The sequence below is a fragment of the Caballeronia grimmiae genome, from assembly GCF_022879615.1.
Taxonomy (GTDB): Bacteria; Pseudomonadota; Gammaproteobacteria; order Burkholderiales; family Burkholderiaceae; genus Caballeronia; species Caballeronia grimmiae.
The window spans coordinates 119,172-144,792 of sequence record NZ_CP084272.1 but is presented as its reverse complement, the minus strand read 5'-3'; the positions used below and the strand labels follow the sequence as shown (position 1 = coordinate 144,792).

Annotated in this window: 25 protein-coding genes; 7 read left to right on the top strand and 18 right to left on the bottom strand. The window is 63.3% G+C overall.

Going from position 1 to position 25,621, the window contains the following annotated elements; translation table 11 throughout:
• Positions 1 to 419: 419 nt before the first annotated feature.
• The 5 genes from LDZ21_RS14405 (at position 420) to LDZ21_RS14385 (ending at position 5,150) form a co-directional block, all read left to right on the top strand.
• Positions 420 to 1,571 carry a glycosyltransferase gene (locus LDZ21_RS14405; protein ID WP_244795517.1) on the top strand — a complete coding sequence of 384 codons (1,152 nt, stop codon included), beginning with the start codon at positions 420 to 422 and terminating at the stop codon, positions 1,569 to 1,571.
• Positions 1,572 to 1,581: 10 nt separating this feature from the next.
• Positions 1,582 to 2,661 carry a glycosyltransferase family 4 protein gene (locus LDZ21_RS14400; protein WP_035968840.1) on the top strand — a complete coding sequence of 360 codons (1,080 nt, stop codon included), beginning with the start codon at positions 1,582 to 1,584 and terminating at the stop codon, positions 2,659 to 2,661.
• 37 nt (positions 2,662 to 2,698) lie between these two features.
• Positions 2,699 to 3,892, top strand: a complete 1,194-nt coding sequence (locus LDZ21_RS14395; protein WP_244795516.1) for a glycosyltransferase — start codon at positions 2,699 to 2,701, stop codon at positions 3,890 to 3,892.
• Positions 3,893 to 4,021: 129 nt separating this feature from the next.
• Positions 4,022 to 4,363: an FKBP-type peptidyl-prolyl cis-trans isomerase gene (locus tag LDZ21_RS14390; RefSeq protein ID WP_244795515.1), complete on the top strand. Its 342-nt coding sequence runs from the start codon at positions 4,022 to 4,024 to the stop codon at positions 4,361 to 4,363.
• 7 nt (positions 4,364 to 4,370) lie between these two features.
• Entirely contained in the window at positions 4,371 to 5,150 is a 780-nt protein-coding gene (locus LDZ21_RS14385) for an AraC family transcriptional regulator (protein WP_244795514.1), read from the top strand.
• A 60-nt stretch (positions 5,151 to 5,210) separates the two neighbouring features.
• Here LDZ21_RS14385 and purF read toward each other — a convergent pair whose 3' ends face one another.
• The 16 genes from purF to leuC all read right to left on the bottom strand — a co-directional run bounded on the left by purF (position 5,211) and on the right by leuC (position 21,918).
• The gene (gene purF / locus LDZ21_RS14380; RefSeq protein ID WP_035968845.1) at positions 5,211 to 6,758 is read right to left on the bottom strand and encodes an amidophosphoribosyltransferase; all 1,548 of its coding nucleotides are present in this window, start codon (positions 6,756 to 6,758) and stop codon (positions 5,211 to 5,213) included.
• A 132-nt stretch (positions 6,759 to 6,890) separates the two neighbouring features.
• Entirely contained in the window at positions 6,891 to 7,424 is a 534-nt protein-coding gene (locus LDZ21_RS14375; RefSeq protein WP_244795513.1) for a CvpA family protein, read from the bottom strand.
• A gap of 6 nt (positions 7,425 to 7,430) precedes the next feature.
• Positions 7,431 to 8,264: an SPOR domain-containing protein gene (locus LDZ21_RS14370; protein ID WP_244795512.1), complete on the bottom strand. Its 834-nt coding sequence runs from the start codon at positions 8,262 to 8,264 to the stop codon at positions 7,431 to 7,433.
• Between the two features lie 47 nt (positions 8,265 to 8,311).
• Entirely contained in the window at positions 8,312 to 9,622 is a 1,311-nt protein-coding gene (folC, locus tag LDZ21_RS14365; protein WP_244795511.1) for a bifunctional tetrahydrofolate synthase/dihydrofolate synthase, read from the bottom strand.
• Between the two features lie 78 nt (positions 9,623 to 9,700).
• Entirely contained in the window at positions 9,701 to 10,573 is an 873-nt protein-coding gene (accD, locus tag LDZ21_RS14360; RefSeq protein ID WP_035968851.1) for an acetyl-CoA carboxylase, carboxyltransferase subunit beta, read from the bottom strand.
• 60 nt (positions 10,574 to 10,633) lie between these two features.
• Positions 10,634 to 11,437 (bottom strand): tryptophan synthase subunit alpha, encoded by an 804-nt coding sequence (trpA, locus tag LDZ21_RS14355; protein ID WP_035968854.1) that lies wholly within the window; start codon positions 11,435 to 11,437, stop codon positions 10,634 to 10,636.
• 52 nt (positions 11,438 to 11,489) lie between these two features.
• A complete protein-coding gene (locus LDZ21_RS14350; protein ID WP_244795510.1) occupies positions 11,490 to 12,341 on the bottom strand; it encodes a DNA-methyltransferase in 852 nt (283 codons plus the stop codon).
• 7 nt (positions 12,342 to 12,348) lie between these two features.
• On the bottom strand, positions 12,349 to 13,542 hold the full coding sequence (gene trpB, locus LDZ21_RS14345; RefSeq protein WP_244795509.1) for a tryptophan synthase subunit beta: 1,194 nt from the start codon (positions 13,540 to 13,542) through the stop codon (positions 12,349 to 12,351).
• A 54-nt stretch (positions 13,543 to 13,596) separates the two neighbouring features.
• On the bottom strand, positions 13,597 to 14,265 hold the full coding sequence (locus LDZ21_RS14340) for a phosphoribosylanthranilate isomerase (RefSeq protein WP_244795508.1): 669 nt from the start codon (positions 14,263 to 14,265) through the stop codon (positions 13,597 to 13,599).
• Positions 14,262 to 15,065, bottom strand: a complete 804-nt coding sequence (gene truA, locus LDZ21_RS14335) for a tRNA pseudouridine(38-40) synthase TruA (protein WP_244795507.1) — start codon at positions 15,063 to 15,065, stop codon at positions 14,262 to 14,264. The genes LDZ21_RS14340 and truA overlap by 4 nt, the downstream gene beginning before the upstream one ends.
• Position 15,066: 1 nt before the next feature.
• Complete coding sequence (locus tag LDZ21_RS14330) at positions 15,067 to 17,088, bottom strand: FimV/HubP family polar landmark protein (protein ID WP_244795506.1); 2,022 nt, start codon at positions 17,086 to 17,088, stop codon at positions 15,067 to 15,069.
• A 175-nt stretch (positions 17,089 to 17,263) separates the two neighbouring features.
• Positions 17,264 to 18,385 carry an aspartate-semialdehyde dehydrogenase gene (gene asd / locus LDZ21_RS14325; protein ID WP_244795505.1) on the bottom strand — a complete coding sequence of 374 codons (1,122 nt, stop codon included), beginning with the start codon at positions 18,383 to 18,385 and terminating at the stop codon, positions 17,264 to 17,266.
• Positions 18,386 to 18,466: 81 nt separating this feature from the next.
• Positions 18,467 to 18,616 (bottom strand): hypothetical protein, encoded by a 150-nt coding sequence (locus LDZ21_RS14320; RefSeq protein WP_160174749.1) that lies wholly within the window; start codon positions 18,614 to 18,616, stop codon positions 18,467 to 18,469.
• Between the two features lie 134 nt (positions 18,617 to 18,750).
• Positions 18,751 to 19,818 (bottom strand): 3-isopropylmalate dehydrogenase, encoded by a 1,068-nt coding sequence (gene leuB / locus LDZ21_RS14315; RefSeq protein ID WP_244795504.1) that lies wholly within the window; start codon positions 19,816 to 19,818, stop codon positions 18,751 to 18,753.
• Positions 19,819 to 19,835: 17 nt separating this feature from the next.
• Complete coding sequence (gene leuD, locus LDZ21_RS14310) at positions 19,836 to 20,486, bottom strand: 3-isopropylmalate dehydratase small subunit (protein WP_244795503.1); 651 nt, start codon at positions 20,484 to 20,486, stop codon at positions 19,836 to 19,838.
• A 22-nt stretch (positions 20,487 to 20,508) separates the two neighbouring features.
• A complete protein-coding gene (gene leuC, locus LDZ21_RS14305) occupies positions 20,509 to 21,918 on the bottom strand; it encodes a 3-isopropylmalate dehydratase large subunit (protein WP_035968873.1) in 1,410 nt (469 codons plus the stop codon).
• A 309-nt stretch (positions 21,919 to 22,227) separates the two neighbouring features.
• Here leuC and LDZ21_RS14300 point away from each other — a divergent pair, with 309 nt between their 5' ends.
• Positions 22,228 to 22,476 carry an AbrB/MazE/SpoVT family DNA-binding domain-containing protein gene (locus LDZ21_RS14300; RefSeq protein WP_244795502.1) on the top strand — a complete coding sequence of 83 codons (249 nt, stop codon included), beginning with the start codon at positions 22,228 to 22,230 and terminating at the stop codon, positions 22,474 to 22,476.
• Positions 22,470 to 22,790, top strand: coding sequence for a type II toxin-antitoxin system PemK/MazF family toxin (locus LDZ21_RS14295; RefSeq protein ID WP_244795501.1), 321 nt, complete (start codon positions 22,470 to 22,472; stop codon positions 22,788 to 22,790). The genes LDZ21_RS14300 and LDZ21_RS14295 overlap by 7 nt, the downstream gene beginning before the upstream one ends.
• Before the next feature lie 257 nt (positions 22,791 to 23,047).
• Here LDZ21_RS14295 and LDZ21_RS14290 read toward each other — a convergent pair whose 3' ends face one another.
• Both LDZ21_RS14290 and gltA read right to left on the bottom strand, forming a co-directional pair.
• Complete coding sequence (locus LDZ21_RS14290) at positions 23,048 to 24,073, bottom strand: IS110 family RNA-guided transposase (RefSeq protein WP_244793700.1); 1,026 nt, start codon at positions 24,071 to 24,073, stop codon at positions 23,048 to 23,050.
• A 132-nt stretch (positions 24,074 to 24,205) separates the two neighbouring features.
• Positions 24,206 to 25,507 carry a citrate synthase gene (gene gltA, locus LDZ21_RS14285; RefSeq protein WP_244795500.1) on the bottom strand — a complete coding sequence of 434 codons (1,302 nt, stop codon included), beginning with the start codon at positions 25,505 to 25,507 and terminating at the stop codon, positions 24,206 to 24,208.
• Between the last annotated feature and the right edge of the window lie 114 nt (positions 25,508 to 25,621).

Sequence of the window (25,621 nt, the reverse complement as noted above, 5' to 3'; positions counted from 1 at the left end):
GTCGCGCGGCGACACATTCACTATCGGCTTTGCGTCGTGCAAACTCACTCGCGTATCGAAGAATGCGCCGTCTTTCGACGGGACGGCGCGACTCCGATTGCCGAAACTGAATTCCTCGCCTGGTGTGAGGAAAGCCTTTCGCTGAACAGGCTGGCTCCTGTATCAACGAAACGCACTCAATCTAATCGCGCAGCAAAACAAGACTTGTGAATCGAGTCGCCAAAATCGCATTCGATTAGTGATGCTGCGCGTCGGCTTCATTGCCTTGTGTTTCGCTTTCAACGTGTATTCGCGCACAGTCCCGCCCTGCTTAGCTCGGGGATATGTGTGCTAGCAACTATTGACAGGACCTGGCCGCGCATATTCTCCATTGCGAGTGCAACGGGGTGCGTGGCAATACACTAAAAAAGAGTCCAGGAATGAAAGAGATCGTCCACATAACCGAGGCGTTCGGTGGCGGGGTGTTGTCTATGCTGACGCAACTGTCGAACCGCGCAGCGGCGGCAGGAGTCAGTGTCACGATCCTTCATTCGATCCGGCCGGAGGGTCCCGTCAACTTCTCGAAGCTCTTTCATCCCGCAGTCAGGCTTGTCCACGTGGACATGTGCCGTGATGTTCATCCGGTCAAGGACTGGACCGGTCTCTGGGATCTCGTGCGCGCGCTTCGCCATTGCGATCCTTCCGTGGTGCATCTTCATTCGTCGAAGGCAGGCGTGCTCGGCCGTGCTGCCGCACGCATTGCAACGCCTGACGCGCGGATCTTCTATTCGCCTCATGGCCTGTCCTTCCTGCGCCGTGATGTATCGCCTGCAAAGCAACTGGCTTACTTGAACTTCGAACGCATTGCGGCGCGCATGGGCGGCGTCATCGTCGCATGCTCGGCGAGTGAGTTGCAGGAGATCGAGAGCAAGGTTAATCCGCGCAGCGCGGTGCTGATAGAGAACGGTGTCAACGTATCGGAGATACCGCCGCGCATCGAGAAGGACGATGATCGCATCGTGATCGGCATGAGCGGACGCGCGTCGTATCAGAAAAATCACGAAGCATTCGCCAGGCTTGCAACTAATTTGCAAACGCCGAACGTCGGCTTCTCGTGGATAGGCGGCAATCCCGATGAGTTGCCCGTTGAGGCGCGCAGCGCCGTTGAATGCAGTGGATGGGTCGCGCGCGATCGTGCGCTTGAACTGACTGCGCAGCTCGATGTCTATGTGCAGACATCACGCTGGGAAGGCATGCCGATCGCGCTCATCGAAGCACAGGTCGCCGGCATTCCCGCTGTCGTCACGGATGTCGTCGGTAATCGCGATGTCGTGAAGCATGGTGTGACAGGCTTCATTGCGACGAGCATCGAAGAGATGAGCGCATATATCGCCCGCCTGCGTGACGAACCCGCGTTACGTGCGCGCATGGGCGCTGCCGCGAGACACGCTGCGAGCGCGCGCTTCTCGATGGACACGATCTTTCGTCAATGGCTGTCGATCTACGAAACGGGATCCGGCAAGCCGGTGCGCGAACCACTCGGCGCAAACGAAGTCGCATCGTATGAAGCCCGGCCGGACTCACAGTTTTAAAGCGAAATTCATGGACACTTCGATCGCAACTAGCAAGCTCGTTTATAACGGGCGATTCACGAGCCAGAAGACGACGGGCGTGCAGCGTGTCGCACGCGAACTCGTCGCTGCGCTCGTGAAGCTGCCGGAGGGCGCGCACGTGATGCTGGCGGTGCCGCCGCAGTCCGGGCTCGTGCCGGTCGATGGCGTGCCCACAGTCAAGCTCGGGTTCGGCAAGGGCGTGCTGTGGGAGCAGTTCGTGCTGCCGCTCTTTGCAGGGCGATCGCGCATCGTCAATCTCAGCAACTCGGGCTCGATCTTTCGTCGCAACCAGATCATCTACATGCACGATGCTGCGGTGTTCGACACGCCCGCGCATTTCTCGTGGAAGTTTCGCATGTGGTATCGCGTGATGTTCTGGATTCTCGCGCGCACATCGAGTTGTGTGCTGACGAACTCGATGTTTTCGCGGGACCGGCTTGCGCATCATGTGGGCGTTGCGCCCGAGCGTATCGGCGTGGTGCCGCTCGCGGCGGACCACCTCGATCATGTCGTAGCCGATGATTCAGTCATCGCGGAATTAAATCTCACGCCCAATCGTTACGTCCTGGCAGTGAGCAGCATGAATCCGACGAAGAATTTCAAGCGGCTGGTCGAGGCTTTCATGCGTCTGAACGATCCTTCGATCGACCTCGTCATCGTCGGTATGAAGAATGCAGCGATTTTCGGCAAAGCACAGGATTTGTCGAACGCACCCAACATCAAGGAAGCAGGCTATGTGAGCGACGAAAAACTCAAGGCGCTGTATCAGCATGCAGCATGTTTTCTGTATCCGTCGATCTATGAAGGCTTCGGTATTCCTCCGCTGGAGGCAATGCGCAACGGATGCCCGACGCTCGTCGGACGCGCTGCGGCGCTGCCGGAAGCATGCGGTGACGCATCGATCTATTGCGATCCTTATTCGGTCGACGACATGGCGACAAAGCTGCGGGAACTGCTCGATTCGCCTAAGCTAAGCGAAGACCTCAGGCGCCGTGGACTCGCGCACGCCGAGCGCTATCGTTGGACGGAAAGTGCGCGGCTGCTGATGCAATTCGTCAACAGGCAGTGAATACGCGCACGGCGCGCGCTGTTAGGGGAGAAAGCCGGTGAACGTTGGAATCTATTGTGACTCGGGCATCAACGGTGGGCATGAAGAGATGCTCAAGCGGTTCATGCTCGCGCTCATTACGAGCGGAAATGTACAAACGCTGCACATCCTCGTGCCGAAAAGCAATTCGGCGCTGCATCGCTATGTGAGCGAACTGGCGCGCCACAATGCCAAGGTGCGCATGGTGAGCCTGTCTTACACCGCGGAATCGATACGCGGCGATCTGTTCGCGCTGTTCCGTGCGATTCGCTCAACGGCTGCGACGCTGCGCACGCTGCAGCTCTCGAAGCTGTTGATCGCGCAGGGCACGATCGTATCGGGCATCGCCGGGCTCTTTGCCGCGCGTTATGCGCGTGTGCGTGCGTTGAGCTACTTGCCCCTCGTCGATGACGGCCCGGCCACCGAAAGCTCAACGGATAAGGTCAAGTGGCTCGCGAAGCGCGTAATGTATCGGATGCCTGATGAATTCGTGACGCTCAACGAGCATCTGCGCGGGAAGCTGCGCACGCTCGCGCCGCACGCGCGAACGATGATCCTCGAGAACTATGTCGATGACCGCTTCAGCCGCTCGATGCTGACCAAGTCAGCGGCGCGCGCATCGCTCGGCTTGCCCGATGATGGAACCACGGTCATCGCGCACATCGGCCGCATCAACTTCAAGCAGAAGCGCCAGGACTTTCTGCTCGAAGCGATCGAGCGTCACCCGGAAGCGTTCAAGCGGACCATCGTGCTGATCATCGGTGAAGGCGCCGATGCGGCGCGGCTCGCAGCGATGGTCGACGCCAGCCCGACGCTGAGTGCGTGCGTGCGGATCGTCGGCCCGAAGAGCGACGTGCTGCCGTATATCGTCGCGAGCGATACGCTCGTGCTGCCATCGGCTTTCGAAGGCGTGCCGCTCGTGATGATCGAAGCGGTGCTCGCGGAGCGCCCCATCGTGGTATCGCGCATCTGCGGTCTGGATTCGTATCTGCCCGATGCGCTGCTTTTCCCGGCCGGCGATCACGACGCTTTCGTCGAACGCATCTTTGCCGCCCGCGACGTGCCGATGGCCGCGCTCACCAGCGACTTCCGCCGCCGCTTCTCGCGCGAGGTATTCGAAGCGCAGGCGCAGAGCGTGATGATGCCGGCGACGCCATCGCGCGGCGCGTATGACCCGGCATCGCCGCAGCCTTCAGATTTGCTCGCGAAGTAAGCTGGGAGCGCCATGCGAGCGGTGGTGCTCGCATGGCGCACTCGGGCGCACGCCTCATCCCTTCCTCCGCTCCGTTCTACAATGCTGGTTTCGACCATCGGCGCTATGCCGTGCAACCAGGGAGCAAACATGTCGACAGTCACGACCGATTCCGGTCTCAAGTATGAAGACGTCACCGTCGGCGAAGGCGCCGAAGCCGTCGCAGGCAAGACGGTCAGCGTGCATTACACCGGCTGGCTGACCGACGGCCAGAAGTTCGATTCGAGCAAGGATCGCAACGAGCCCTTCGCCTTCGTCCTCGGCGGCGGCATGGTCATCAAGGGCTGGGATGAAGGCGTGCAGGGCATGAAGGTCGGCGGCGTGCGCCGTCTCACCATTCCGGCGCAGCTCGGCTATGGCGTGCGCGGCGCAGGCGGCGTGATTCCGCCGAACGCGACGCTCGTGTTCGAAGTGGAACTGCTCGACGTCTGAGGTACACGTGAGCGCGCCGCTCGCCCTCTCCACGCCCACGGTCTCGCTGCGCCGCTATGAACAGGTTCAGGCGTCGGATGAACACGACTTTCACCAGATCGTGCTCGGCTTCGACGGTGCGATGGGCATGGCGGTGGATGGCCGCGAGTCGCAGATCGACCGCCATCGCGCGTGGATCATTCCGGCCGGCGCGCGTCACGAATACTGGGCCGAAGGGGTGAATCGCCAGCTCGTGCTGGATCTGCCGGCGTCATCGGTGGCGGTGCCGGCGCGCTTCTTCGAACGCGCCCGCACTGTCGATCTCGATGCCTGCATCACCGAACTCGTCGCGAACGTGGCTACCAGCGTAAGCATCGACGATGCCGCGTTGCCGCGACGCTTTGCATGGCAAGCGGCCACGCGTCTGTGCGGCGCATTGATGGCCGACGCCGGCGCATCGCCGGGTGATGAAATGCGCGCGCTCGACTTCGCCCGCATCGACCGATGGCTGCGCGCGCATCTCTCGGAGCCGCTGCGGGTGGCCGATCTCGCCGCGCACTGCGGCTTCGGCATGCGGCGCTTTCACCAACTGTTCAACGAAGCATTCGGCGAGACGCCGCATCGCTATCTGCTGCGCTTGCGGCTCGATACGGCGCTCACGCTGCTTGCCGATCCGCGCACCACGCTGACTGCTATCGCGCTCGATGTCGGCTTCGCCGATCAAAGCGCGTTCACGCATGCGTTCTCCAAACGCTTCGGCATCGCGCCGGGGCAATGGCGCAACAGCGGCCTGATGCGCGCACAGTAGACGCAAAAAAGCCCGCTCGTCGGATTGACGCAGCGGGCTTCATTCAAAGCCGCGAAGGGCTTATTCCACCGACAGTTGCAAGTGCAGCTGCGAGCGCGCCGGACCGCCATCGAGCGCTTCGCCCGCGATGTCCCGATCCGTTTGCTCCTGCGGCGCAAGACGCGCGGTTTCGATGCGATCGAGATAGTCCGTCGTGACATCGCCGGTGATGTAATTGCCGTCGAAGCACGATGCCTCGAACTCCTTCAGCGCCGGATTGATATCGCGCACCGCGCTCTTCAGGTCCTCGACGTCCTGATACACGAGATAGTCCGCGCCAATCATGCGCGCCACTTCGTCGTCGCTGCGGCCATGCGCGACGAGTTCGCCACGCGTCGGCATGTCGATGCCGTACACGTTCGGGAATTTCACCGGCGGCGCGGCGGACGCGAAAATGACCTTGTTCGCGCCGGCATCGCGGGCCATCTGCACGATCTCATGCGAGGTCGTGCCGCGCACGATGGAATCGTCGACGATCAGCACGTTCTTGCCCTTGAACTCGATGCCCATGGCGTTCAGCTTCTGGCGCACCGACTTCTTCCGCACCGCCTGGCCAGGCATGATGAACGTGCGGCCCACGTAGCGATTTTTGAAGAAGCCCTCGCGGTATTCGACGCCGAGCTTCGCCGCCACCTGCATCGCGGCGGGGCGCGACGAATCGGGAATCGGCATGACGACGTCGATCGGCACGTCGGGCAGCACGCGCTTGATCTTCTCGGCGAGATAGTCGCCCATGCGCAGACGCGCGTTGTAGACCGGCACGCCATCGAGACAGGAATCCGGACGCGCGAGATAAACCAGTTCGAAGATACAAGGATTCAGCACCGGCTTTTCGGCGCACTGGTGGCTGTGGAGATTGCCTTCGGCGTCGATGAAAATCGCTTCGCCCGGCTCGACATCGCGCACGAACTCGAAACCGATACCCTCGATCGCCACCGATTCCGACGCGACCATCCACTCGACGCCCGTCGACGTTTCGAGCTTGCCGAGCACCAGCGGGCGAATGCCGAACGGATCGCGGAACGCGACGAGACCGTAGCCCGCGATCAGCGAAACGATCGCATACGAGCCCTTCACGCGGCGATGCACGCCCGCGACCGCCTTCCACAGCGCGGCGGCGTCGAGCTGCAGGCCCGAGCTTGCCAGTTGCAGTTCGTGCGCGAAGACGTTGAGCAGGACTTCGGTATCGGATGCGGTGTTGATGTGCCGGCGATCGATGCGGAACATCTCGTCCTTCAATTGCATCCAGTTGGTCAGATTGCCGTTGTGCGCGAGGATGATGCCGAACGGTGCGTTGACGTAGAACGGCTGGGCTTCTTCCTCGTTCGATGCTGAACCGGCCGTCGGGTAGCGCACTTGCCCGATGCCGACCGTGCCCGGCAGGCTGCGCATGTTGCGCGTGCGGAACACGTCGCGCACCATGCCGTTGGCCTTGTGCATGTGGAAGTTGTTGCCGTTGGCCGTGGCGATGCCCGCCGCGTCCTGACCGCGATGCTGCAACAGCAACAAGGCGTCATAGATGACCTGATTGACAGGGCTTTGGGAAACTACACCTACGATGCCGCACATGGCATGGTCCTTCAAAGAGTCGAAACGGGGTCGAAAGGCGTGCCGCCTGCGCGCGTTGCCCCGGCTCGTGCAAGCCGAACCAGAGGCGACGCAGTCTGGCGTCGCGCGTTCCTCGTGTAGCCAGCCGTTCGTCTATTGTGCGGCGTTTCGCGCCGGATCGCCCGGATCGGGGGCGACGTGCACATACGCGGCGAGCGTATCGGGAAGCAGCGGTTTCAGTTCGCGCACGCCCTGCTCGACCGTCGGCCTGAGCAGCGCATTGCGCCAAAATTCCTTCTGCGGCAATTCGGTCAAGCCAGCAAGGGCGACCAGGATCACCACCAGTATCGCGCCTCTGGCGAGGCCGAACAGCAAACCCAGCGAGCGGTCTACGCCGCGCAAGCCGGTGACTTCGGTGATGCGCGTCAAAAGCGCCGACAGGACGCTCGACAGCAGCAGCACCGCGCCGACCACCAGCAGAAACGCGATGAGCCATTGCGTCAGCGCGCCGCCCGGCCATGTGGACGGGATATACGGCACGACGACGCCGACGAAGCGGCCCGCGATCAGTATCGCGGCAATCCAGCCCACCAGTCCGAAGGCTTCGGCCAGCAATCCGCGCCACATGCCGCGCAACGCCGACAAGCCGATCACCGCCATTACCGCGTAGTCGAAGCTCGTGAACATCGGCGCTTAGTTCGACGCCGAACGCTTGCCGCCGGCGAGTCCCGCCTGGCGCACCTTCACGAGCGCCGCCGACGCCGCCGCGCGATCCGGGAACGGTCCCGCCCGCAGCAACGCACGGGATGAGCCGTCCGTCTGCTGCCGATGCTCGACATATGCGGGCACACCCGCGGCTTTCAACTTGTGAACCCAGTTCTGCGCGGCAGTTTCGTCGTCGAAGGTGCCGATTTGCAGCACGAAGCGGCTGCCTGCGGGCGACGACGGCGTGTTCGCGGTGGCGGAAGTCGTGTTGGTGGTGTTATCGGTGTCTGCTGCCTGCTCCGCAGCCTGCGGCTTGGCGGCCGGCTTCGCGGCAACGGCTGGCTTCGGTTCCGGCCTGGCTTCGGGCTTCGGTTCAGGCTTCGCTTGCGCAACCGGCGCGGACGCTTGCGGCTGCTGCGCTTGCGCCACGGCCGGCGCCGATGTCGGCGCAGGACCGTCATGCGCGACGCCCGCTTGCGTATCGGCGTCTTCCGCGTCGCGCGATTGCTTCGCGGCCGGCGCGGCGCGGCTAGGAATGTCGATGGAAATGTCGTCGGTGACCGGCTTCGGGCGCGAATCCAGCACCATCGGCAGAACGATGACCGCCGCCAGTACGAGTGCGATCGCGCCGACCAGCCTGCGGCGCGCGCGCTGCTTCTCGGGCAGGGTGGGGTCGAGCATCATCGCGTCGGCGTCCGTGCGCTCGGAGCGGCGCGTGCGGCGTTCCGTGCGCACGGTATGACGCGAGCCGAGCGGGGAATCGGGGTATGCGTCGCTCGCCGCGCGTGCGTCGTCTTTCTTGCCGAACGAGAAAAGTCCCATGTATGGCTTGGTGCGAGATGCTTGGACGCCCGGCCTGGCCGACCGTCTCAGTGATGCTGCGATTTGCGGTAGGCCATGACCCCAGCCACCGTATAGAAACTACCGAAAACCACGATTCTATCATTTTCGGACGCCCGGCTTAACGCATCTTGAAAAGCATCGGCCGGGCTGTTGAAGCGTGCAACGCTGCTGTCGGGGCCTTCGTTGACACCGGCTTCGCGCAGCGCCGCCTCCAGCCGCTCGGGGGATGCCGCCCGCGGCGTCGGCAGCGCGGTCACGTTCCAGTGATCGATTTCGCCGCGGAACTGGCGGATGACGCCGTCGATATCCTTGTCGTTCATCGCGCCGAACACCGCGAAGGTGTACGGGAAGTAGCCCATGTTGCCCAAGTTCTGCGCCAGCACGGCGGCGGCGTGCGGATTGTGAGCGACATCCAGAATGATCTGCGGCTTGCCCGGCAGCACCTGGAATCGTCCCGGCAACTCGACGTTCGCAAGCCCGAGGCGAATGTCCTGCGCGGACACCGGCAGCCGCTCGCGCAACGCTTCGAGCGCGGCCAGTGCGGCCGACGTGTTGATCAACTGATTCGCGCCGCGCAGCGCCGGATACGCGAGCGCCGAGCGCCGCTGCGTGCGCCCGATGTAGCTCCATTGCTGCCGCTCATTGCCCGGCTGCGCTTCGTAGCGAAAATCGCGGCCGACGAGCCACAGATCCGCGCCGATGGCCTCGGCGTGATCGATCAGCGTCTGCGGCGGCGAGGGATCGCCGCACACCGCCGGCTTTCCCGAACGGAAGATGCCCGCTTTCTCGAATGCGATCTTCTCGCGGGTATCGCCGAGGTAGTCCGTATGGTCGATGTCGATGCTCGTAATCACCGCGCAATCCGTATCGACGATATTGACGGCATCCAGCCGCCCGCCGAGCCCGACTTCGAGAATCACCGCGTCCAGCCCGCGCGACGCGAAAAGATGCAGGATCGCGAGCGTCGTGAATTCGAAATATGTCAGCGAAACCGGCTCAGGCAGGCTCGCGCGCGCTTTCTCGACGGCTTCGAAATGTTCGAGCAACTCGGCGTCGCTGGCTTCCGCGCCGTCGATCCGCGCCCGCTCGTTGAACGCGAGCAAGTGCGGCGACGTGTGACAGCCCACGCGATACCCCGCGCGCAGCAGAATGGTTTCGAGGATCGCGCAGGTCGAGCCCTTGCCGTTCGTGCCGCCGACGGTGATAACCGGGCAGTCGAACGTCAGCCCGAGCGCGTCCTTCACGCGGCCGATCCGGGTCAGACCCATGTCGATGCCGACGGGATGCGCCGCCTCCAGATGGGCGAGCCACGCGTCGAGTGTGGGGAAAGTGTTCATTGTCGAGATCGAGAAAGCAAAAACGCCGCGCGGAACCTCGCGGGTTCACGCGCGGCGCGGCGCGGGACGAAAGCGGCCTCAGGCGACGGAATCGGCGGGCTGCCCCGTCATCAACGCCATCAACTGGGCGATTTCCTCGCGCATCTTCCGGCGATCGATGATCATGTCGACCGCGCCCTTCTGGAGCAGGAATTCGGCACGCTGGAAGCCTTCCGGCAGCTTTTCGCGCACGGTCTGCTCGATCACGCGCGGACCCGCGAAGCCGATCAGCGCCTTCGGCTCCGCGATCACGACATCGCCGAGGAACGCGAAGCTCGCGGACACGCCGCCCATTGTCGGATCGGTCAGCACGGAAATGAACGGCAGCTTCGCCTCGGACAGCTTGGTCAGCAGCGCCGTGGTCTTCGCCATTTGCATCAGCGAAAGCAGGCTTTCCTGCATGCGCGCGCCGCCCGACGCCGTAAAGCAGATGAACGGCACGTTCTGCTCGATGGCATTGCGCGCGCCGCGCACGAAGCGCTCGCCGACGACCGAGCCCATCGAGCCGCCCATGAACGAGAATTCGAAGCACGCGACGACGCACGGCAGCGTGTGGATCGCACCGCCCATGACGACCATCGCGTCGGTTTCGTCGGTGTCTTCCATCGCCTCTTTCAGGCGATCCGGGTACTTGCGGCTGTCCTTGAACTTCAGCGCGTCGACCGGAACGACTTCCTGGCCGATTTCATAGCGGCCTTCCGGATCGAGCAGGCGATCGAGCCGCTCGCGCGCGCCGATACGCATGTGATGACTGCACTTCGGGCAAACATGCAGATTCGCCTCGACGTCGTTGCGGTACAGCACCGCCTCGCACGACGGACACTTGACCCACAGGCCCTCGGGGATGCCCTTGCGGCTCTTGGGGTCGGTTTGCTTGATCTTGGGCGGCAGCAGTTTGTCGAGCCAGCTCATCGTTTTTCCTTGACTGTTCGGGGGCCGCGGCGCGCGAGTCACGCGGCGCGGCGGCGAAAATTACCTGGCGGAATCGAGCGCCGTGCGGATTTCCGCGATGAAGCTCGAAAGCGACGCCGCAGCCGTTTCGGGCGGCGCCTCTTCGAGCAACTGCACGAGCCGGCTGCCGATGACCACGGCATCCGCGACTTCGGCCACGGCGCGGGCGGTTTGGGCGTCGCGAATGCCGAAACCGACGCCGACCGGCAGGGGCACGTGCGACTTGATGGCCGGGATTTTACTCGCGATGCGGGAAACGTCCAGATTAGCGGCGCCGGTCACGCCAGTGAGCGACACGTAATACACATAGCCGCTGGCAATTTTGCCGACCGCCGCGATGCGCTCGTCCGTCGACGTGGGCGCGAGCAGGAAGATCGGATCGATGCCTGCGGCGCGCATCGTCGTGCTGAAGTTTTCCGATTCCTCCGGCGGATAATCGACGACGAGCACGCCGTCCACGCCCGCCTGCTTCGCGGCTTGCGCGAACGCTTCGGCGCCCATGCGCTCGATCGGATTCGCGTAGCCCATCAGCACGACGGGCGTTGTGTCGTCGGTTTCGCGGAAGCGCGCGACATCGGCGAGCACGCGCTTCAACGTCACGCCGCGCGCCAGTGCGCGTTCGGACGAACGCTGGATGACAGGGCCATCGGCCATCGGGTCGGAGAACGGCACGCCCAGTTCGATGACGTCCGCGCCGCCCTTCGCGAGCGCGTGCATGAATTCGACGGTCTGTTCCGGGTTGGGATCGCCCGCGGTGATGAACGGGATCAGCCCTTTCTTGCCTTGCGCGGCGAGCGCCGCGAGCGTGTTCTTGATACGGGACATGGAAATTCTCGTAGTCGTATTCGGTAGGCGTCGATAGACGCGGTCAGCGACGCTATTGCGCGGCTTGCGCTTCGGCGGCAAGCGGCACGGCGGCAGGCTTTGCAGGCGCCGTATTAGCCTGTGCGATGCGGCCTTCCGCGATCGCGCAGTAATCGGCGTTGATTTCGTAACCCGTGAACAGCCGTCCGTGGCGCGCGCACGCAACCGCCGTCGTGCCGCTGCCCATGAACGGATCGAGCACGCGGCCGCCCGGCGGACAACTCGCCAGCACCATGCGCTCGACGATTTCCAGCGGCTTTTGCGTCGGATGATCGACGCGTTCCGCATGCTGCCGATGCAGCCGCGATACCGACCAGACGTCCTTCGGGTTATAGCCCAGCTCTAGCCACTTGCTGCCTTCGAAGATCTTGCGCGAGCGCGCCTTCTTCGTCGCTGCGTCGTAAGGGATGCGCACCGGATCGAGATCGAAGTAGTAATCTCTCGATACCGCGAAATAGCCGATGTTGTCGTGCACCGACGTGTACTTGCGCGTCGTTCCGCCCATGCTCGGCACGCGCCGGTCCCAGACGATCTCGTTGACCATCATCATCCGGCGCTTCAGGAACACGAACAGTTCGGGCGAGTATTGCCAGGTGCAGAAGATATACAGCGAGCCGCTTTTCTTGAGCTTCGGAATCGCCATGTCGAGCCAGCGATACGTCCATTCCAGAAAGGCGTCGCCCGACAACATGTCCGAGTCGTTCCCGTAATCCTTGCCCAGTCCATAGGGCGGATCGGCGACGATCAGGTCGATCGACGCATCGGGAATGTTCGCGGCATCGGCCAGGAAATCGCGGTTGCGAATGTCGATGCCGGCGCCTTGCAGTGCGCCGGCGGACAACGGTTCGTCGATGACAGTGCGCATCTGCGGCTTAGAACTGGATGCCCGATCGCTCCGCGACCGTGTGCATGTCCTTGTCGCCACGGCCCGACAGGTTGACGAGCAGCACCTTGTCGCGCGGCAGCGTCTTCGCGAGCTTCGCGCCGTAGGCAAGCGCGTGGCTCGATTCGAGCGCCGGGATGATGCCTTCGATACGGCAGCAATCGTGGAACGCCTTGAGCGCCTCGTCGTCCGTGATGCCGACGTACTCGGCGCGGCCCGCGTCCTTCAGCCACGCGTGCTCGGGACCGACGCCCGGATAATCCAGGCCCGCCGACACCGAATGCGTCTCGATGATCTGCCCGTCGTCGTCTTGCAGCAGATACGTGCGATTGCCGTGCAGGACGCCGGGGCTTCCGCCCATCAGCGACGCCGCGTGACGGCCGGTGTCGATGCCATCGCCCGCGGCCTCGACGCCGATGAGCCGCACGTCCTTGTCGTCGATATACGGATAGAAAATGCCCATTGCGTTCGATCCGCCGCCCACGCACGCAATGACCGCGTCCGGCTGACGGCCCGCGATTTCAGGCATCTGCACGCGGCATTCGTCGCCGATCACGCGCTGGAAGTCGCGCACCATCATCGGATACGGATGCGGACCCGCGACCGTGCCGATGATGTAGAACGTGTTCTCGACGTTCGTGACCCAGTCGCGCATGGCTTCGTTGAGCGCATCCTTGAGCGTGCGCGAGCCGGATTCAACCGGCACGACAGTCGCGCCGAGCAGCTTCATGCGATAGACGTTCGCCGCTTGCCGCCGCACGTCCTCCGCGCCCATGTAGACGACGCATTCCATGCCGAAGCGCGCCGCGATGGTCGCCGTGGCGACGCCGTGCTGGCCCGCGCCCGTCTCGGCGATCACGCGCGGCTTGCCCATCTTGCGCGCGAGCAGCGCCTGGCCGATCACGTTGTTCACCTTGTGCGCGCCGGTGTGATTCAGGTCTTCGCGCTTCAGATAAAGCTGTGCGCCGCCGAGCATCTCGCTCCAGCGTTTGGCGTGATAAATCGGGGAAGGACGGCCGACGTAGTGCTTCAGTTCGTAGTCGTATTCGGCCTGGAACTCGGGGTCCTGGCGGGCCGCGTCATAGGCGCGGCGCAGTTCGTCGAGTGCATGAATGAGCGTTTCGGAAACGAAAACGCCGCCATACTGGCCGAAGTGGCCTCTTTCGTCAGGCAAGTTGTACATTGCGTCACTCTCTCGGTGGCGGTCCGACAATGCATGTCGGCGCCGCATTCGGAATCAGGCGGCGTCCGCTTCGCGCACCGCGCGCACGAACGCCGTCATTCGGGCGTGATCTTTCACGCCCTTGGCGCCCGGCACTTCGATGCCGCTGGAGACATCGACCGCGAACGGGCGCACGCGCCGGATGGCTTCACTGACGTTTTGCGTGTTCAACCCACCACTCAAAACGGCCCGATGCCCGAGATCTGTTGGGATAAGTGACCAATCGAATACCTTTCCACCGCCGCCGAAGCCCTCGACGAGCGCGTCGAGCAGGATGCCGCCTGCGGCTGCATATTTAAGCGACGATTCTACCAAATCGCTTGCAGCCGCATCAGGCCCGACACGCACTGCGCGCCAATAGGGCAAACCCGCAATCGCGGCAAGTTCGGCGCATTGCTCGGGCGTTTCGTCGCCGTGAAACTGGATAAGCGAAAGCGGCACGCTCGACGTGACTTCCGCGATCCATTCGGGCGTCGCGTTGACGAACAGGCCGACGGCCGCGACGAGCGGCGGCACGTGCCGCGCCAGTTCGACGGCCTGCGGGACGCTCACCGAACGCGGACTCGGCGGATAGAAGACGAAGCCCACCGCATCCGCGCCGAGCGCGACGGCGTGCTTCACGTCATCCACGCGCGACAACCCGCAGAGCTTCACCCTCGTTCGATGCAAGTCCTGGTCGTTCATGTCTGATCGGTCCAAATGGCGCTCCACGGCATGCTCGCGATATGCGGGGGCGGCACCGCGAAGCGTTCGGGATAGCCGACTTCCGCCAGATAAAGTCCGTCGGGCATGAAGGTCGGCGCAGCGGCGCGGCGGTCGCGGGCGGCGAGGACGTCGGTCATCCACGAGACGGGGTGCCGGCCGCGCCCGATCGCGACGAAGCATCCCATTAGATTACGCACCATGTGATGCAGGAACGCGTTGGCGCGAAAACGGAAGTGGACGAATTCCCCCTGCTTGCGCACGTCGATCCGATACATATGCTTGACCGGCGTTTTCGACTGGCAATCCGCTGCACGAAACGACGAAAAATCGTGCTCTCCGATGAGGCACGCCGCCGATTCGCGCATCGCGGCGACATCGAGCGGCGCGTGCACCCAGCCCGCGCGTTTCGAGAGCATGGGTGAACGCACCGGATTGACGTACAGCACGTAATAGTAAGTGCGCTCGAAGGCCGCGAAGCGCGCGTGGAAATCGTCCGGCATCGGCTTCGCCCACTGCACCGCAACCGATTCCGGCAGGAACGCGTTGGTGCCGCGCACCCACGAGAACACGGTGCGCTCGAGGTCCGTATCGAAATGGACGACTTGACCGAGACCGTGAACGCCCGTATCCGTGCGGCCCGCGACGACCGTTTGCAGCGGCGTCTGCGCGAATTCCGCGAGCGCGCGCTCGAGTTCGTTCTGCACCGTGTTGCCGTGCGGTTGCGATTGCCAGCCGCTGAACGCGGCGCCGTCGTACTGAACGCCTAACGCAATGCGCATATCAGGAATGCGGCGCGAGCGTCGAAAGCAGCGCGGCGGCTTGCTGGCGGGTGTCCGCATCGTTCGACGCAATGACTTCCTGCAGCAACGTGCGCGCGCCGCCCAGATCGCCCAGTTCGATGTACTCGACAGCCAGTTCGAGCTTGTTGCGTGCGATCGTCGCGAGTTGCGCCGGGGTCAGCGCCGGCAGCGGCTCGGTATGGCTCGACGGCAGATTCAGATCGAAGTCCAGACTGAGCGGCCCGTACGGCGTCGCGCCCAGACCGGCGACCGACGCAGCGCCGGCCGTTCCCGCCTCGATCTGCGCGGCAGCCGAGGGCGGCTCGATCTTCCGGAGTCGCCCCGCATCCGTGTCGGCGACGGGCTGCGGCACGAACGGCACCGGCTCGATCGGCGTTTGCGACTCGCGCAAAGCGGGGGCAGCGCCGGCATCGCCCGGCGTTCCCAGTTGCAATTCCATGCGCGGAGGCAAGCTCAGGTCGAGGGAGCCGAGGGCCTCGACGGCTTCGGTCGGAAACTTTGGCATCGGGAAGCGATCGCCGCGCGTCGGTTCGTCGTCGTCCGCAGCTTCCTCCGGATGCGTCTCGCGGCGCGCCGCCTGTTCCGCCGCGCGTTGCTCATCGGCAGCCTGCGCCTCGCGCAACTCGGCCTCGCGCGCGATGATCTCCCGCGCAGCCGCCTCGCGGGCATGCTGCGCCTGCGCTTCCTGTTCGGCGGCTTCGCCTTGGTGACGCGCCATTTCAGCGGCGAGCGCCTCGCGCGCTGCTGCCTCGCGTGCGCGACTCTCGCGCTCCTCGGCCTCGCGCGTCGCGGCTTGCCGGGCGGCGGCCTGACGTTCTTCGGCTTCCCACTTTTCGGCTTCGCGGGCGGCGGCTTCGCGAGCGGCGATGTCTCCCTCGTTGACATCGCTGTCCTGCCCGTCCGCCGTGCCGGACTGTTGCAGCGGCGGCACGAACCCCGCGTGAATCGCCGCGGGCGGCGACGGCATGAATGGCGCGGGCGGCTCGGCGCGTGTTTCAACCGATTTGGGCGCGTGCGGCGTCGCCGGTTCGGCTTCGTGCAGCGCGGTCGGCGCGGCCGGCAGCGACGCCGGCGGCGTATCGGCGGAGGGCACGGCATCGTCGTCGGACGGCGCGGCGAAGGTCTGAGCCGCCTCGTAGCTCTCGATGCTCGCCGCCACCGCATTCAATTCCGACTGATCGCGCTCGACGGCCTTCCCCTCGAGTTCGGCCGCGCCGGAGCCTGCCGGCCCTGCGGGGAACGCGGGCGTCACGGGGCGCTCGCTATTTCGCGCATCGGCTTCGGCTTGCGCCACCGCACGGCGGCGTTTTGCGCTGCGCCACATCATCAGCAGGAACAGCAGGACGAGTACCGCGATCGCGAGACCGAACAGCATCGGATCGGGGCCGACACGGCGCGTGGGGGCCGTTTCCGTCGCCGGGGCGCTGGCCGTTGGTGCGCTGGCCGTTGGTGCGACGGCGGGCGCGGGCTGCGGCTCCGGAGCCTGCTCGATACCCGATGCCTGTTCGATACCCGAAGCCGGCGCGATGCCCGAAGCGGCCTCCGCCGGCGCTTCCGGCGACGACGCAACCGGGCCAGCGGGACTGACCGCCGGCGCACTCGCCTGATCGCCGCCGGCCGGAGCCTGCGTCGCGGGTGCCGCGCCGGTATCGCCCGCCGGCACGTTCAGCACCGCGCCGAGCTTGAGCCTGTTGATGTCGTGCCCGGCGAACGCGTTCGGATTCGCGTCGAAGAGCGCACGCGCCATTTTTTCCCTGACGACACGTTCCTTCGACCCGGTGATTTCGGCGGCGACGTCGTTGAGCGACTGTCCCGGTTTGACCGCGTACCGCTGGCCGGACGCGCCCGCGACGGCCGCCGAGGCTGTGTCGGCGGCGGCGCCGCTCGCCTGCGCGAGCGCCGCGCCGGGGTTCGTCCAGAGCAGCGTGCAAACGGCGACGCTTGCCGCGGCGAGCGCCGCACGCGATGACGGGATGAAAGACCGGCGGGGTCGTCGAATCATTGAAACTCCAGGGTACGGCGAAAAATTGAAACAGGAACGAAGACTCGCGCGGCCGAAACGGTCATGACCGGCCATTCGCGCACAGCGCCAAACAATCGGGCGCATAAACAAAAAAGCGCCGCGATAACGCGACGCTTTTTCTTCGAGGTCCGCGCTTTCTGGCGCGTAGTTTACTTTACTTGTCCAACAGAATGCGAAGCATGCGGCGCAGCGGCTCGGCAGCGCCCCACAGAAGCTGGTCGCCGACCGTGAACGCCGACAGATACTCGCCGCCCATCGCCAGCTTGCGCAGACGGCCGACCGGCACCGTCAGCGTGCCCGTAACGACGGCCGGCGACAAATCGCGCATCGACGCTTCACGCTCGTTCGGCACGACCTTCACCCAGTCGTTCGCCGAAGCCAGAATGCCGTTGATCTCGTCGAGCGGCACGTCCTTGTTGAGCTTGATGGTCAGCGCCTGCGAGTGGCAGCGCATCGCGCCGATCCGCACGCAGAGGCCATCGACGGGAATCGAGCCCGGCTGACCCATCGCGGGCTTGCCCAGAATCTTGTTGGTTTCCGCGCCGCCCTTCCACTCTTCCTTCGACATGCCGTTGCCGAGATCCTTGTCGATCCACGGAATCAGCGAACCGGCGAGCGGGACGCCGAAATGCTCGGTCGGCATGGCGTCGCTGTTCATCGTCGACAGAACCTTGCGGTCGATGTCGAGAATAGCCGACGACGGATTCGCGAGATCGTCCGCGACCGACGCGTTCAGCGCGCCCATTTGCGACAGCAGTTCGCGCATGTTCTGCGCGCCCGCGCCGGACGCGGCCTGGTACGTCATGGCCGTCATCCAGTCGACGAGGTTCTCGCGGAACAGGCCGCCCAGCGCCATCAGCATCAGGCTGACCGTGCAGTTGCCGCCGACGAAATCGCGCCCGCCCTTGACGAGCGAATCCTTGATGACGTTCAGGTTGACCGGGTCGAGGATGATGACCGCGTCGTCCTTCATGCGCAGCGCCGATGCGGCGTCGATCCAGTAGCCCTTCCAGCCCGCCGCGCGCAGCTTGGGATACACGCCGTTCGTGTAGTCGCCGCCCTGGCAGGTAATGATGGCGTCGCACTTCTTCAGGTCGTCGATGCTCGTTGCATCTTTGAGCTTCGTCTCGTTTTTGGCGAACGACGGCGCGTTGCCGCCCGCATTGCTGGTGCTGAAAAACACCGGTTCGATCAGGTCGAAATCGCCTTCCTGCTGCATGCGCTGCATCAGGACGCTGCCGACCATACCGCGCCAACCAACGAGACCTACGTTCATGACTAACCTTATGTGTGGATTCTTCCCCGCATCCTTGCCCGGCGTGGCCGCGCGGGGAAGACGCTCGGACACGAGGGACGATCAGCGAATCGTGATCGCTTTGATGGAGACTTTCGTAATGCGCGTTTTCGACGTAATGACGCCGATGCGCTTGACGATGACGAGACCCGTCGCGCGAGCGTCGATGCCGCGACCGATGGAATCCGTAGAGAATTGAGAGTTCTTCGCCATGACCAAGCAATATACACGATCTGCGGCGCGTTGGTCCGCGGTTGCGACGCGCGCCAACGATCGATTCGGACGACGCGTCAATGCTACCGGATCGGCCGCTTCGAAAAGAAACGGCCGATCGTTTCATTGAACGTTCAAAGCGCAGCCAGCACTGCGGCGCCCATTTCCTTCGTGCCGACAGTCTTGCCGTCTTGCGTCGCAATGTCTCCGGTGCGGTAGCCCTGCTCCAGCACCTTCTTCACCGCGCTTTCGATGCGATCCGCCTGTTCCACTTTGCCGAGCGAGTAGCGAAGCATCATCGCCGCCGACAGGATGGTCGCGAGGGGATTCGCCACGCCCTTGCCCGCGATGTCCGGCGCGGAGCCGTGCGACGGCTCGTACAAGCCCTTGTTGTTCTTGTCGAGCGACGCCGACGGCAGCATGCCGATCGAGCCGGTCAGCATCGCGGCTTCGTCCGAGAGAATGTCGCCGAACATGTTGCCGGTCACGACCACGTCGAAGGCTTTCGGCGCTTTGACGAGCTGCATCGCCGCGTTATCGACGTACATGTGCGACAGCTCGACTTCCGGATATTCCTTGGCGACGTCGATCATCGTGTCGCGCCAGAGTTGCGAGGTTTCCAGCACGTTGGCCTTGTCCACGCTCGTCAGCTTCTTCTGGCGCTTCTGCGCGGCGGCGAACGCCACATGCGCGATGCGGCGCACTTCCGGCTCCGAATAGCGCATCGTGTCGAAGCCTTCGCGCGCGCCCTCGAACGGGCCGTCCGGCGCTTGACGCACACCGCGCGGCTGACCGAAGTAGATATCGCCGTTCAGTTCGCGCACGATGAGAATATCGAGCCCCGACACGATCTCCGGCTTCAGCGACGACGCGGCCGTCAATTGCGGATAGCAGATCGCCGGACGGAAGTTCGCGAACAGTTGCAGATGCTTGCGCAGCCCGAGGATGGCCTGCTCGGGACGCAGCGCGCGTTCGAGCTTGTCGTATTTCCAGTCGCCGACGGCGCCGAAAAGGATCGCATCGGCTTCTTTCGCCAGCTTGAGCGTCGATTCCGGCAGCGGATGGCCATGTGCTTCATACCCCGCGCCGCCGACGGGCGCTTCTTCCAGCTCGAACTTTTCGCCGAGCGCGTTCAGCACTTTGACCGCTTCGGCCATGATTTCGGGGCCGATCCCGTCGCCGGGCAACACTGCGATTTTCATCTGTCTCTTCCTTTGATTTAGCCGATCACGCGATTGTTCAACCACGGCTGCTTCGCGAGCCGCTCTGCTTCGAACGCCTTGATCTTGTCGGCGTGACGCAGCGTGAGGCCGATATCGTCGAAACCGTTCAGCAGGCAGAATTTGCGGAAGCCGGGGACATCGAACGCGTACTCGGTGCCGTCGCCGGTTCGCACCACTTGCGCTTCCAGATCGATCGTCAGCTTGGAGCCGACGAACGCATACGTCTCGTTGAAGAGCTTGTCGACCTGCTGCTCCGACAACACGACCGGCAGCAAGCCGTTCTTGAAGCAGTTGTTATAGAAAATGTCCGCGAAGCTCGGCGCGATGATCGCCCGAAAGCCGTATTGGTCCAGCGCCCACGGCGCGTGCTCGCGCGAGCTGCCGCAGCCGAAGTTCTTGCGCGTCAGCAAGATCGACGCGCCCTGATAGCGCGACTGATTCAGCACGAAATCCGGATTGAGCGGACGCTTGCTGTTGTCCTGGCCGGGTTCGCCGACATCCAGATAGCGCCATTCGTCGAACGCATTCGGGCCGAAGCCCGTGCGCTTGATCGACTTCAGGAACTGCTTGGGGATGATCGCGTCCGTGTCGACGTTCTCGCGATCCAGCGGCGCCACGAGCCCGCTATGAACGATGAATTTTTCCATGTCTTTCTCAGTATCCGATTGATCACGCGAGCTTGCGCACGTCGACGAAATGGCCTTCGATCGCGGCGGCGGCGGCCATCGCCGGGCTGACCAGATGCGTGCGGCCGCCCGCGCCCTGACGCCCCTCGAAATTGCGATTCGACGTCGAGGCGCAGCGCTCGCCCGCATCGAGGCGGTCGGCGTTCATCGCGAGACACATCGAGCAACCCGGCTCGCGCCATTCGAAACCGGCGTTCGTGAAAATCTTGTCGAGTCCTTCGCGCTCGGCCTGGGCCTTCACGAGACCCGAACCCGGCACGACCATCGCGAGCCGCACATTCGGCGCGACGCGCTTGCCGAGCGACTTGACGACATACGCCGCCGCGCGCAGGTCTTCGATGCGCGCGTTCGTGCAGGAACCGATGAAGATCTTGTCCGGCCTGATGGATTCGATCGGCGTATTCGGCTGCAGCGCCATGTAAGTGAGCGCGCGCTCCATCGCGTCGCGCTTGACGGGGTCTTTTTCACGCTCGGGATCGGGCACGCGGCCGTCGATGGACGTCACCATTTCCGGCGATGTGCCCCACGTCACTTGCGGCACGATTTCGGCCGCGTTGATCTCGACGACGCGATCGAACTGCGCGCCATCGTCCGATTTGAACTGACGCCAGTACTCGACCGCCTGATCCCATTCGACGCCCTGCGGCGAATACGGACGGTCCTTCAGGTAGTTGATGGTCGTATCGTCGACGGCCACCATGCCCGCGCGCGCGCCCGCTTCGATCGCCATGTTGCAGACGGTCATGCGGCCTTCCATCGTCAGCGACCGGATGGTCGAGCCGCCGAATTCGATTGCGTAGCCCGTGCCGCCCGCCGTGCCGATCTTGCCGATGACCGCGAGCACGATGTCCTTCGCCGTGCAGCCGCGCGGCAACTGACCTTCGACCTTGACGAGCATGTTCTTGCTCTTCTTTTGCAGCAGCGTTTGCGTGGCGAGGACGTGCTCGACTTCCGACGTGCCGATGCCATGCGCGAGCGCGCCGAACGCGCCGTGCGTCGACGTATGCGAATCGCCGCAGACGATCGTCATGCCGGGCAGCGTCGCGCCCTGCTCCGGCCCGATGATGTGCACGATGCCCTGACGCAGGTCGTTCATCTTGAACTGCGTGATGCCGAAGGCATCGCAATTGGCGTCGAGCGTATCGACTTGCAGCTTCGAAACGGGATCGGCGATGCCGTGCGAGCGGTCGGTTGTCGGCACGTTGTGGTCGGACACGGCGAGATTCGCGCTGATGCGCCACACCGGGCGCTCGGCCAGCTTCAGACCTTCGAACGCTTGCGGGCTCGTGACCTCGTGCAGCAGATGACGATCGATGTAGAGGATCGAGGTGCCGTCCTCTTCTGTGTGGATAACGTGCGTGTTCCACAGCTTGTCGTAGAGAGTCTGGGACATGGTGAGCGCTTTCGTAGGTGACTGCGGGGTGTTATGGGGTGCGGCCTGTTGGACGATTATGCCACTTCCATCACGGCGCGTGGTACTAGGCTAAACGAAAAAAGCTTGCAAATTCAGTGGGTTATCGTAGTGGTGGCAATACCTGGATTGGGACTACCTGCTTGACTCGCATTTACGCTCGCGTCTCCTATCACTTTCGGCGGAGTGTCGCCGCCGCGCGAAGAGACGTATGTTCATCGCGGATCGAGTTTGACGACCGCACACGTCGGTAATAACATTGTTTGCACGTAGGTGACCGCGATGAACTTCATGAAAACGACCATCCGAAGAATCGGCAATTCTCAAGGCGTGCTGATACCCAAGCCGTTCCTCACGCAATTGGGGCTGGAGAACGAAATAGAAATGAATGTCGAAGGCGATGCAGTCGTGCTGCGCAAGCCACGCGCGAAAGTGCGGGCGGCGTGGGCGGAAGCGAGCAAGGCGGTCGCTGCAAGCGGCGAAGACGCGCTCGTGCTCGGCGAGTTCGGTAACGCAGACGACGGAGCGCTCGAATGGTGAGGCGCGGCGAGATATGGCTGGTCGCGCTGGACCCGACGAAAGGGAGCGAAGTGCAGAAGACGCGCCCTTGCGTGATCGTGTCGCCGCCCGAACTGCATGATCACTTGCGCACGGCGATCATCGCGCCGATGAGCTCGAATGGCAGGCCAGCGCCGTTTCGCATCCCTGTTTCCTTCAAGCAAAAGGAAGGGCTGATTCTGCTCGATCAGATCCGAACCGTCGACAAGCTGCGCCTCGTGAAAAAAGAAGGCGTTATCGCCGACGAGACACTGGCGAACACGCTTCACACGCTTCAGGAAGTCTTCGCGGTCTGAGCCCAAAAACAAATGTATGGTCAGCCTAGTTTCTGCAACCTCGATCTGTGACCTAAGATAAAAGGGCTTGCGCAAATGTATCCGGGCTCGAAATGGGCGCGGATCAGAGCGCCCGGCCCTCGATGAGAAGCCGCACCCAACTGTCCTTAAAAAGCCCTCAGTCTGCAGGACTGGATTGTTTTTCAGGTTTTCAGTCGGGGCCGTGAGCCGTTTATCTTCATCACGGGTCAGTGGTCGCAAAAGCAGGCGGAAAGCTCTCAGGCGATGGCCGGTTGTGCCCGGTACACGCCACCCTTGGCCAGAATCGCCCAAACGATTCTGGCCATTTTGTTGGCGAGTGCGCAGGCAACGACATTGCTGTGACGACGTAGCAGCAACGCTTGCAGCCAGCGACCCAGCGCATCGGTTCGTCTATCGGCATAACGCATCACCGCGCGCGCGCCTTGCACGAGCAGGCAGCGCAACTGCTTGTTGCCGCGCTTCGAGATGCCCAGCAGGGTCGCTCGGCCGCCAGTCGAATGTTGGCGCGGAACCAGCCCCAAAGACGCCGCGAAGTCTCGGCCACATTTGAACGCGCGTGCGTCGCCGGCCATGGCGAGCAAGCTGCTGGCGGTGATCGGGCCGATTCCAGGAATGGTGAGCAGGCGTTGGCCGGCTTCGTCTTCGCTCGTCTGCCGCTTGATCTGGGTCTCCAACTCGGCGATCTCGCCACCCAACTGTGCGTAACGTTGATGCAGGCGAAGCAACAAGGCCACCAGCACGGGCGGCAGTGCATGCACAGGATCATCGAGTAGGACCGGCAAGCGCGTGATGGCCAGTGCGCCGACAGGCAGATCGATCCCGAATTCGAGCAGGAAAGCGTGGATTTGATTGCTGGTTGCCGTGCGTTCAGCGACAAGCGATTCGCGCACGCGATGCAGCGCAAGCAGAGTCTGTTGCTCGGCGGTCTTGATTGCGACAAAACGCATGGAAGGACGCGAGGCAGCTTCGCAGATCGCTTCAGCATCGGCAAAGTCGGTCTTGTTGCCTTTGACGAATGGCCTGACGAACTGCGGTGCGATCAAGCGAACCTGATGTCCATATGACTGACATTTGCGTGCCAGCCAATGCGCGCCCGCGCAAGCTTCCATTGCCAAGACGGCGACCGGACAGGTCGCCAGGCACCCGTAGAGTTGCTTGCGCGTCATCTTCTTGCGCCAAACCTGCGTGCCGCGTGCGTCCTGCGCATGCAAAAAGAAGCAGTGCTTGCCCAGATCAATGCCGATAAGCGTAGTGTTCGCCATGATGGCCTCCAAAAAAGGAAATGGCCCGATCAGCGTATGCCAATCGGGCCATCTCGGTCAGGCTGACCATCTCATTAAGCCCCGGCAGTCACCCGCCGGGGCTTTCTCAAACTACAGCTTCAACCAACCGGCTTACCGCTTGTCGAGCGGCTTCACTTCACGCGGCGTGTGGCCGATGAACAACTGGCGCGGACGGCCGATCTTTTGCTCGGGATCGGCGATCATCTCGTTCCACTGCGCAATCCAGCCCACCGTACGCGCCATCGCGAAGATGCACGTGAACATCGACGTCGGGATGCCCAGCGCGCGCTGCACGATGCCCGAGTAGAAGTCGACGTTCGGGTACAGCTTGCGCGACACGAAGTATTCGTCTTCCAGCGCGATCTTTTCCAGTTCCATCGCGAGCTTGAACAGCGGGTCGTCGTGCAGGCCCAGTTCGTTCAGCACTTCGTGGCAGGTTTCGCGCATCAGCTTCGCACGCGGATCGTAGTTCTTGTACACGCGGTGACCGAAGCCCATCAGCTTCACGCCCGAGTTCTTGTCCTTCACCTGCTTGATGAACTCAGGAATGTTGTCGACCGAGCCGATCTCTTCCAGCATGTTGAGCGCGGCTTCGTTCGCGCCGCCGTGCGCCGGGCCCCACAGACACGCGATACCCGCAGCGATACACGCGAACGGATTCGCACCCGACGAACCGGCAAGACGCACCGTCGACGTCGACGCGTTCTGCTCATGATCCGCGTGCAGAATCAGGATGCGGTCGAGCGCGCGCACGAGCACGTCGTTGACCTTGTACTCTTCGCACGGGTTCGCAAACATCATGTGCATGAAGTTCGCGCTGTACGACAGCTCGTTGCGCGGATACACGAACGGCTGGCCGATGCTGAACTTGTACGCCATCGCGACGAGCGTCGGCAGCTTCGCAATCATGCGGATTGCCGAGACTTCGCGGTGACGCGGATCGTTGATGTTCAGCGAGTCGTGGTAGAACGCGGACAGCGCGCCGACCGCCGCCACCAGGACGGCCATCGGGTGCGCGTCGCGACGGAAGCCGCGGAAGAAGAAGTGCATCTGCTCGTGCACCATCGTGTGACGCGTGACCGTGTCCACGAATTCCTTGTTCTGCGCAGCCGTGGGCAGTTCGCCCTTCAGCAGCAAGTAGCACGTTTCGAGGAAGTCGGCGTTCACGGCCAACTGCTCGATCGGGTAGCCGCGATACAGCAGCTCGCCCTTGTCGCCGTCGATGTAGGTGATCGCCGAATTGCACGCCGCCGTCGACATGAAGCCCGGGTCGTACGTGAACTTGCCGGTCTGACCGTACAGCTTGCGGATGTCGATCACGTCGGGGCCCATCGTGCCCTTGTAGATCGGCATTTCAACGCTCGGCGAGTTGTCGCTGAACGATAGCGTGGCTTTAACATCTGACGGGGTCATAGCACATCCTCAATCGAAGTATGGATACAGGTTTTCGATAATTTGCACGACGGAAGCTGCGCGGCAGGACTGCACGATCGACCGCTGTCCGCTCTCAACTGCTTGGCGCGCGGA

Bases quoted from the DNA above. Each gene is read 5' to 3' on its own strand.
- LDZ21_RS14300 (WP_244795502.1), top strand. From the start codon at position 22,228: ATGAAAACGACCATCCGAAGAATCGGCAATTCTCAAGGCGTGCTGATA.
- LDZ21_RS14370 (WP_244795512.1), bottom strand. From the start codon at position 8,264: ATGGGACTTTTCTCGTTCGGCAAGAAAGACGACGCACGCGCGGCGAGC.
- LDZ21_RS14405 (WP_244795517.1), top strand. From the start codon at position 420: ATGAAAGAGATCGTCCACATAACCGAGGCGTTCGGTGGCGGGGTGTTG.
- LDZ21_RS14375 (WP_244795513.1), bottom strand. From the start codon at position 7,424: ATGTTCACGAGCTTCGACTACGCGGTAATGGCGGTGATCGGCTTGTCG.
- asd (WP_244795505.1), bottom strand. From the start codon at position 18,385: ATGAACGTAGGTCTCGTTGGTTGGCGCGGTATGGTCGGCAGCGTCCTG.
- truA (WP_244795507.1), bottom strand. From the start codon at position 15,065: ATGCGCATTGCGTTAGGCGTTCAGTACGACGGCGCCGCGTTCAGCGGC.
- LDZ21_RS14400 (WP_035968840.1), top strand. From the start codon at position 1,582: ATGGACACTTCGATCGCAACTAGCAAGCTCGTTTATAACGGGCGATTC.
- LDZ21_RS14330 (WP_244795506.1), bottom strand. From the start codon at position 17,088: ATGATTCGACGACCCCGCCGGTCTTTCATCCCGTCATCGCGTGCGGCG.
- LDZ21_RS14390 (WP_244795515.1), top strand. From the start codon at position 4,022: ATGTCGACAGTCACGACCGATTCCGGTCTCAAGTATGAAGACGTCACC.
- leuB (WP_244795504.1), bottom strand. From the start codon at position 19,818: ATGAAAATCGCAGTGTTGCCCGGCGACGGGATCGGCCCCGAAATCATG.
- leuD (WP_244795503.1), bottom strand. From the start codon at position 20,486: ATGGAAAAATTCATCGTTCATAGCGGGCTCGTGGCGCCGCTGGATCGC.
- LDZ21_RS14350 (WP_244795510.1), bottom strand. From the start codon at position 12,341: ATGCGCACTGTCATCGACGAACCGTTGTCCGCCGGCGCACTGCAAGGC.
- leuC (WP_035968873.1), bottom strand. From the start codon at position 21,918: ATGTCCCAGACTCTCTACGACAAGCTGTGGAACACGCACGTTATCCAC.
- purF (WP_035968845.1), bottom strand. From the start codon at position 6,758: ATGTGCGGCATCGTAGGTGTAGTTTCCCAAAGCCCTGTCAATCAGGTC.
- LDZ21_RS14290 (WP_244793700.1), bottom strand. From the start codon at position 24,073: ATGGCGAACACTACGCTTATCGGCATTGATCTGGGCAAGCACTGCTTC.
- gltA (WP_244795500.1), bottom strand. From the start codon at position 25,507: ATGACCCCGTCAGATGTTAAAGCCACGCTATCGTTCAGCGACAACTCG.
- LDZ21_RS14320 (WP_160174749.1), bottom strand. From the start codon at position 18,616: ATGGCGAAGAACTCTCAATTCTCTACGGATTCCATCGGTCGCGGCATC.
- accD (WP_035968851.1), bottom strand. From the start codon at position 10,573: ATGAGCTGGCTCGACAAACTGCTGCCGCCCAAGATCAAGCAAACCGAC.
- LDZ21_RS14295 (WP_244795501.1), top strand. From the start codon at position 22,470: ATGGTGAGGCGCGGCGAGATATGGCTGGTCGCGCTGGACCCGACGAAA.
- folC (WP_244795511.1), bottom strand. From the start codon at position 9,622: ATGAACACTTTCCCCACACTCGACGCGTGGCTCGCCCATCTGGAGGCG.
- LDZ21_RS14340 (WP_244795508.1), bottom strand. From the start codon at position 14,265: ATGAACGACCAGGACTTGCATCGAACGAGGGTGAAGCTCTGCGGGTTG.
- trpB (WP_244795509.1), bottom strand. From the start codon at position 13,542: ATGTACAACTTGCCTGACGAAAGAGGCCACTTCGGCCAGTATGGCGGC.
- trpA (WP_035968854.1), bottom strand. From the start codon at position 11,437: ATGTCCCGTATCAAGAACACGCTCGCGGCGCTCGCCGCGCAAGGCAAG.